This is a genomic window from Thiomonas sp., assembly GCF_054608695.1.
In genome coordinates this window covers 1-6,000 of the sequence record NZ_JBTRXV010000140.1, presented here as the reverse complement: position 1 = coordinate 6,000, position 6,000 = coordinate 1, and the positions used below count along the sequence as shown (strand labels likewise).

The 6,000-nt window shown below is 59.4% G+C and carries 8 protein-coding genes, 1 tRNA gene and 1 pseudogene; 5 read left to right on the top strand and 5 right to left on the bottom strand.

The window, feature by feature from the left end; translation table 11 throughout:
* Positions 1–78: 78 nt before the first annotated feature.
* A tRNA-His gene (locus ACYCUK_RS22745) sits at positions 79–154 on the top strand.
* Between the two features lie 163 nt (positions 155–317).
* Here the strand turns inward: ACYCUK_RS22745 and ACYCUK_RS22740 are convergent.
* From ACYCUK_RS22740 to ACYCUK_RS22720, 5 genes and pseudogenes are all read right to left on the bottom strand, one after another.
* Positions 318–1,034, bottom strand: a pseudogene (locus ACYCUK_RS22740) (tyrosine-type recombinase/integrase); the annotation flags it as partial.
* Positions 1,031–1,381 carry a helix-turn-helix domain-containing protein gene (locus ACYCUK_RS22735; RefSeq protein WP_461596888.1) on the bottom strand — a complete coding sequence of 117 codons (351 nt, stop codon included), beginning with the start codon at positions 1,379–1,381 and terminating at the stop codon, positions 1,031–1,033. The gene ACYCUK_RS22735 and the pseudogene ACYCUK_RS22740, both read right to left, overlap by 4 nt.
* A gap of 213 nt (positions 1,382–1,594) precedes the next feature.
* Positions 1,595–1,852 carry a hypothetical protein gene (locus ACYCUK_RS22730; protein WP_461596887.1) on the bottom strand — a complete coding sequence of 86 codons (258 nt, stop codon included), beginning with the start codon at positions 1,850–1,852 and terminating at the stop codon, positions 1,595–1,597.
* Positions 1,853–1,954: 102 nt separating this feature from the next.
* Positions 1,955–2,437, bottom strand: coding sequence for a hypothetical protein (locus ACYCUK_RS22725; RefSeq protein ID WP_461596886.1), 483 nt, complete (start codon positions 2,435–2,437; stop codon positions 1,955–1,957).
* 43 nt (positions 2,438–2,480) lie between these two features.
* A complete protein-coding gene (locus ACYCUK_RS22720) occupies positions 2,481–3,788 on the bottom strand; it encodes an AAA family ATPase (RefSeq protein ID WP_461596885.1) in 1,308 nt (435 codons plus the stop codon).
* On the opposite strand from ACYCUK_RS22720, the gene ACYCUK_RS22715 reads away from it, so the two are divergent.
* From ACYCUK_RS22715 to ACYCUK_RS22700, 4 genes are all read left to right on the top strand, one after another.
* A complete protein-coding gene (locus ACYCUK_RS22715) occupies positions 3,787–4,218 on the top strand; it encodes a hypothetical protein (protein ID WP_461596884.1) in 432 nt (143 codons plus the stop codon). The genes ACYCUK_RS22720 and ACYCUK_RS22715 overlap by 2 nt on opposite strands.
* Before the next feature lie 89 nt (positions 4,219–4,307).
* Entirely contained in the window at positions 4,308–4,760 is a 453-nt protein-coding gene (locus ACYCUK_RS22710) for a hypothetical protein (RefSeq protein ID WP_461596883.1), read from the top strand.
* A complete protein-coding gene (locus tag ACYCUK_RS22705; RefSeq protein WP_461596882.1) occupies positions 4,757–5,674 on the top strand; it encodes a helix-turn-helix domain-containing protein in 918 nt (305 codons plus the stop codon). Before ACYCUK_RS22710 ends, ACYCUK_RS22705 begins: the two co-directional genes overlap by 4 nt.
* Positions 5,655–6,000: DNA cytosine methyltransferase (locus ACYCUK_RS22700; RefSeq protein ID WP_461596881.1), on the top strand; the 346-nt coding region annotated here is incomplete at its 3' end. The genes ACYCUK_RS22705 and ACYCUK_RS22700, both read left to right, overlap by 20 nt.

Sequence of the window (6,000 nt, the reverse complement as noted above, 5' to 3'; positions counted from 1 at the left end):
CGGAATAGGCGAAGCCGGCGCCTTGCCCCTCTTGTTATCTCCTCCTCCGCACAGTATCATTTGTGCTCTCTTCTTATGGTGGCTGTAGCTCAGTCGGTAGAGCCCCGGATTGTGATTCCGGTTGTCGCGGGTTCGAGCCCCGTCAGCCACCCCATATTTTTCAATACGTTATCACCGTTTTCCGAGAGTCCCGGATTTCCGCTGTGACGTTTTTGTGACCATCCCTCGATGTTCCGCGCGGCCTCCGACAAATGATCGGGGGCCAAATGGGCGTAGCGCAGCACCATCTCCAGACTCGCCCATCCGCCCAGCTCCTTGAGCACCTGCACCGGCGTTCCGCTCATGACATGCCAGCTCGCCCAGGTGTGGCGCAGATCGTGCCAATGCAGATCGGGCAATCCGGCGCGAGCGCAGGCCTTGCGCCACGCCGCCGTTCCGGTGCGCGTCACCGGCTCGCCCTTGTAGACAAACACCCACTCTCGGTCGTCGCCCCGGCACTCCTCCAGGATGCCGAGGGCGTCCCCGTTGAGCGGCACGCCTATGGCCTTTCCGCTCTTGGCGTGCTCGGGCGGAATGTAGGCGGTCGCGCGCGGGATATCCACCAGGCGCCATCGGAGATGCGTGACGTTGTGCCGTCGCAGACCCGTCGCCAGCGTGAACGAGGCCATGCGGCGCAGATGCTCCGGCAACTCGGAAAGCAACCGGCCGGCCTCGTCGCGGGTGATCCAACGGATCCGGCCCTTATCCTCCGGCGCATGGGGGATGGCGGGGACGCGGTCGGTCCATCCCTGCTTGTGGGCGTGGCGCAGGATGGCGGACAGGAGGGCCATGTAGCGGTTCGCCGTGGCGTCTGTGACGCCGCGCTCCAGCACGGACGCGCGGATCTCACGAAGATGGTCGGCGCCGATGGTCCGAACGGTCTTGTCGACGATCAGCGGGGCCAACACGCGCAATTTGAGCACGTCGTCGGATCCGCTGCGCTTGTGCCGACCCACCGCCTGCCACCAGGACGCCGCGGCGGCCTTCAGGGTCATATCCGGGGATTGCCCGAGCTTGGCCTGTTCCCAGAGCCGCGCTTTGAATCGGTCGTGGAATTCCTGGGCTTTCGCCCGGTCCGTCGTCCCACTAGAGCGTCGAATTCTGCGTCCAGAGTGCTGGATGTCAATCCACCAAACGTCGCCACGCTTCCTGAGCATCGTTTTTCTTCCCCATTCTTACCCACATACTGGCCGCGCAGCCAGTCCAACAAATCGTCCTCCACGAACACCCAACGCTTGCCCGGCTTGGCCGCAGGGATATCTCCGGCCTTCGCCCGCTGCTGCACGGTGTCCGGGTGAAGGTGCAGCAACTTCGCTGCCTGGTCAAGGTCGAGAGTTTTCATTTGTCCCCTCTCCGCCCACGCCGAACCTCACCGTCACCGCACATTTCAACGTCTTTCATTTCAGTCTCCCATTGAAAATAGGGATGGGCCGCATCGCCCACGACCTATTCCCCCCGGAGGCGAAATTTTCGGCTTCCGCGCCGCGCCGCGCCGCGCCGTCACGAAGATAAAGAGGAAACATCGCGGGATCGTGCAAAGCAACCAGAGGAGTCATCACGCGACGCCGGCCATGGGCGGACCGAGCCGTCCATTTGGGAATGAAAAACGGGGAAAGCGTTTTGCTGCGGGGCACCGCCGGAAAAAAACGCTCCATAATGACGCGGTCTTCGATCGCGCGAGATCCAACAACTTCCGGGCCAGCAAGCGAACGTCAGTAGATGGATTGGGTGTGCCGACGCGTTCCGCCGGGATCGTGATCTTCGCGTCCGCCGATTTGGCAAGATGGATCGGAGTTACCGGCTCGAAGGTCATCTAGCCGGTGTGGGGGGGACGTTCCTTATGGTGAGTGCGACCTTCTCCAATTTCTCTTGTTTCATCAATCCCTGACCGCCCATCACTTGTCTTCCGCTTTGGCTAGGAAAGTGAGGGTGGAATGCCTAAAAGCGTCAAAAGCTGGTCGATCATCGGAATATTGGCGCGGTTGGAAATGATGCGCTCCATCGTGAAGATGGAGAGTCCGGCTTGTGGATGCCGCGGAGGATGCCCGCCTAGGCGGCTCTCAAGTCGAGTTTTGAGGATGGCGGCCGTCTCGCCACTCGGATCATCTCCCAGCATGAGCAAAAGGCTGGCTTCAAGGCACGGGGTGGAGGGAAGGGTGTCGATTTTCCCTCTTTTAGCCATCATTTTTTCGGTTTGGCCCCAATTTGCGTCCGTGTCGAACAAGGCGGCCACGCCATCGTATCCGCCTTGCCTCCTTTCCCGAATGGCCGCTTTGACCACATTACGGGCGCCCTTGCCATGAGCATTCTTGACGCTGACCGAAAGACCGGATCCACGATGGACAAAGAGTTTCAGCACATGCTTAACGAACGCCTCCTCGTCGTCACCTTCGACCACAATCCGAAGAGTTTTCCTCGCTTTCCACGGTGGATTGGACGGACTAGATCCGCGGGACCGCGCCATAGGCCCCCGCCATGTATTTCGCGTAGAAGTTATCGTCGTTACGGATGCCTTCGACCTTGTCCATGCGGATGGCTCGGCTTTCGCAATCCTCATCCTTCTCCACCAGCATGACTTGGGATTTGTGCAGGATATTCAGCACCTCCGCGGCATGGCAGGTGAAAAGCAGTTGGGCGTTGTGGGGATTGGTGTCGGGATTGGCGAACAGTCCCAGCAGGGGTTCCAGCATATGCGGGTGAAGATCGCTCTCGAACTCGTCGATGACCGCGATGCCGCCATGCTCCAGAGTGATCAAAACCCGCATCAGGTGGATGAACGCGCCCTGGGTTCCGCTGGACTCCAAGGCGAAGGGCAGATCGTAGAGCTTGCCATGCGAGCGGTGTTTGCCTACGGGCAGCAAGATCGTTTGCTGTTGCTCAGGATTCTGCGGATTGGGGAAGTTCATTTGGCGGATCTCCACGCCTTCGAGACCCAAATCCCAGGAAGATAGCAGCCGGTTCATGCTGTCCCTGTGCTGGGGATGCTCAAAGTAGTGGCGAGCAGCGACATAAAGCCAGTCGTCTGAAGATTTCATACGTCCGACGCCCGTGACGTTTGTGGTTACCCATGGAAGCTCTGGACGGGCGATCCTCAATGCCAGTGGAACGCCGTATTGGGCCGCCCAGGATATCAAAGACACGTCTGGCCTCACGTTCTCTATCATATTATCAGACAGGCCGAAGTCTCTCTGGCGGATTCGGTAATTCTTCCGCCTCTCGTCCCACTCCCGAATGAAAAGGTAGTCGAACCGTTTTTCCTTCCGGTAAAGCGCCTCGCGCAACACCCGTTGCCGCGTGCATAACAGCTCATAGCGCCACAGATGCTCGTCAGAGTCCACCACGCAGGAAAAAGCGCTGGGCTCATTGCTGGCGGCGAAGTGCGGCGCGACCGGAATCCCGCTTCCTATGGGGTTTTGAAAGGATTGGGAGATGAACCAGCCGAGGAATGCCGCCGGTTTCAAAAGAGCGGTCTTACCGGCCCCGTTGGCGCCCAGGACGGCCATAACCTTGGACACCCTCTCGCCGGTTGGCCTGGAGCTGATCCAGTCGGAATCCGCCACCTTCCGGGTCACAGTGAAGTCTACCCTGGTCTCCTCCAAAAAGGATTGGAAGTTGGAAAAAGTGTAGCTGTGCAGCATGATTCCCCCGATGCGCCGCATAATCAACGATTTTTTGTTGATTGTAGTTGTTCCTTGGGCAGAGATAAAGGGGTTGACGGCGAATATTTGATGCGAAATAATGATTTGCATGGACACCAGATCATGGATCTTGCTTTTGCTGGATACCCGCCGCCGGTCCCTCGGCGCAGTGGTGGTTTTGGCCTTTTTTGGGATTTTGACCCTGGTTCACGGCGCGGCGCTCCCATTTTTTGGGCTGGGGGTGTTCTGCGCATTGTTGGTTGTCGCGGAGGACGACAACTGGGGGTGGCCCTTGGCGGCATCGATTCGGGTCATGGCGAGATCTCGCGCCCTTCGGCGGGCCGTCCCGCTCCTCATCGGCGGTTTCTGCGCCACCGCCGGCTCCGCCATTTCGATCCGCCGCCGCCTCGCCCGCTTCCTGGCCAAGCGCACGAAATTTTTTGAACGAATACAAAAGATTATCGACTTGCACGTCCTCCTCACCCAAAAATTCCTGCTCACCCCCGCCCTCCGCGGGGCAGAGGCGTCGGCGCCGGCCTAGCGATTTTTGGGCGGCGCCGCGCGGTCCGCGCCGGCGCCCGCCCCCTCCCAGCCAAAAAAACATGCCGCCCCTGCACTTCGGGGGCAAAAATGGAAAATTTTCGGTATTTATTCCAATCTATTGATTTTGAGCAAGTTTGCGACCACGCGCGGCGCTTCCACAACCTTTCTCCATGGGAAATCATTGGCGAATCATGGATTTACGAGCGCATGGGGAAAACCGAGGGCCAGCTCAGGAGCGCCCTGCGGAGGGAGTTCGGCCCCGAGTTATCAACTGACAAATTAAGTAGTTACGCTGCAATCCAACCTCAAGGACAGGATCCCCTAGATCTGTTGGTCGAGCTCGAGGACGAGCGGGACAGACAAAAAAGCGAGGAAAAAGAAGATCTTGCCCTGGGTGAGAGAGACACCGCCCGGCTCGCCGCGGCGCTGGGGGTCTCCCGCCGCCTGGCTCAGGTGGCCGTGAGGCGGCGGAGGGAGCAACTCTTGACTCCCTCCGCCCAGGCCGAATTCTCTTTTTCGGTGCCGGGAGAAAAAAGATGAGCGCCGACGCCACTCGCTGGGCGTGGCAGCAGCAACTCGACTCCCGATCCAAACTGCTCCTTCTGTCATTGTCCGACAGGGCCGGGGAGGACGACACGTGCTGGCCGTCCTGGGCTAGATTGAGTTTCGACACCGGGCTCGACCGAAAAACCGTCAATTCATGCCTCATGCGTCTGACTGAGGCAGGGCTGATTCGCGACACTGGCCGCCGCGTAGGCAGAACCAAAAAAGTTGTGGTCTGGCGGCTGGTTGGAGTCCCTCATCGAGAGGAGGGGGGGAATAGTCCCAAAAAAGGAACAGTTCCTTTTTTCCCTGGAAATAGTCCCGAAAAAGGGACTGTCAAACAGTCCCAAAAACGGAACTCCGAACCTACCTTTACAAAACCTAAAAAAGAACCAACCACCACCAGTGGTGGTAGTGTGGATGTGGATTTTCCCCTTGATATCCAGGATCTCAAAGGAGCTCTGGAAACCGTACAACATGCTGATTTATCGCCTGAATTGGCGCAAATCGTTATCGACGAGCTCGCCGGCCAAATCCGGGTCGGCGCGGCCAGGTTCCCTTCGAGACTACTCAACCACCTGATTAAAAAGGCGAAATCAGGGGAGATCGAGAGGACATCCTGGGGGCGAAAAATCGCGGAGGAGCGGGAGGCGGCCCGCCGGGCCGCGGCGGCGGAGGCCGACCTGGAGCGCCGGCGCCGGATCAGCCAGGCCGCCGCGGGCCCAGCGGCAGGCGCGACCTCCGACGGAATCGACATCATCTCGTTGCTGGCGAATCAAGGAGATTCCGCCGAAGTGGTCGCAGCCCTTTCCCGCATCCGGGCGCAAAAAGAAAAACTTGTCGCGACCACGCATGTGGGCGACACTTGCTTCCAAAGAAAGGAGACTGAAGATGCTGTACATGGATCCTGACCCTGACGTAATCACCCCCCTCCCCGCGACGGATGGCCATCCGGGATTTCCAACCAACACCGACGAGGCGGAAGAGTCCTTCTCGGTGATCTCCCTCTTCTCCGGATGCGGGGGAATGGATCTGGGCTTTAAGGGCGCGTTCTCGTTCCTGGGCCGACGTTACCCGCGAAACCCCTTCGACATCATCTGGGCCAACGAGATCAACGAGGCCGCGTGCCGGACCTATCGGAGGAACATCGGCCCCCACATCCGCCACGGAGACATCTGGTCCATGATGGACGCCCTCCCGGACAAGGCGGACGTGGTCATCGGTGGATTCCCGTGCC

What these genes read in the sequence shown, in the direction of transcription:
- ACYCUK_RS22715 (WP_461596884.1), top strand. Translation starts at nt 3,787, where the DNA reads ATGGACACCAGATCATGGATCTTGCTTTTGCTGGATACCCGCCGCCGG.
- ACYCUK_RS22720 (WP_461596885.1), bottom strand. Translation starts at nt 3,788, where the DNA reads ATGCAAATCATTATTTCGCATCAAATATTCGCCGTCAACCCCTTTATC.
- ACYCUK_RS22710 (WP_461596883.1), top strand. Translation starts at nt 4,308, where the DNA reads ATGGAAAATTTTCGGTATTTATTCCAATCTATTGATTTTGAGCAAGTT.
- ACYCUK_RS22705 (WP_461596882.1), top strand. Translation starts at nt 4,757, where the DNA reads ATGAGCGCCGACGCCACTCGCTGGGCGTGGCAGCAGCAACTCGACTCC.
- ACYCUK_RS22730 (WP_461596887.1), bottom strand. Translation starts at nt 1,852, where the DNA reads ATGACCTTCGAGCCGGTAACTCCGATCCATCTTGCCAAATCGGCGGAC.
- ACYCUK_RS22735 (WP_461596888.1), bottom strand. Translation starts at nt 1,381, where the DNA reads ATGAAAACTCTCGACCTTGACCAGGCAGCGAAGTTGCTGCACCTTCAC.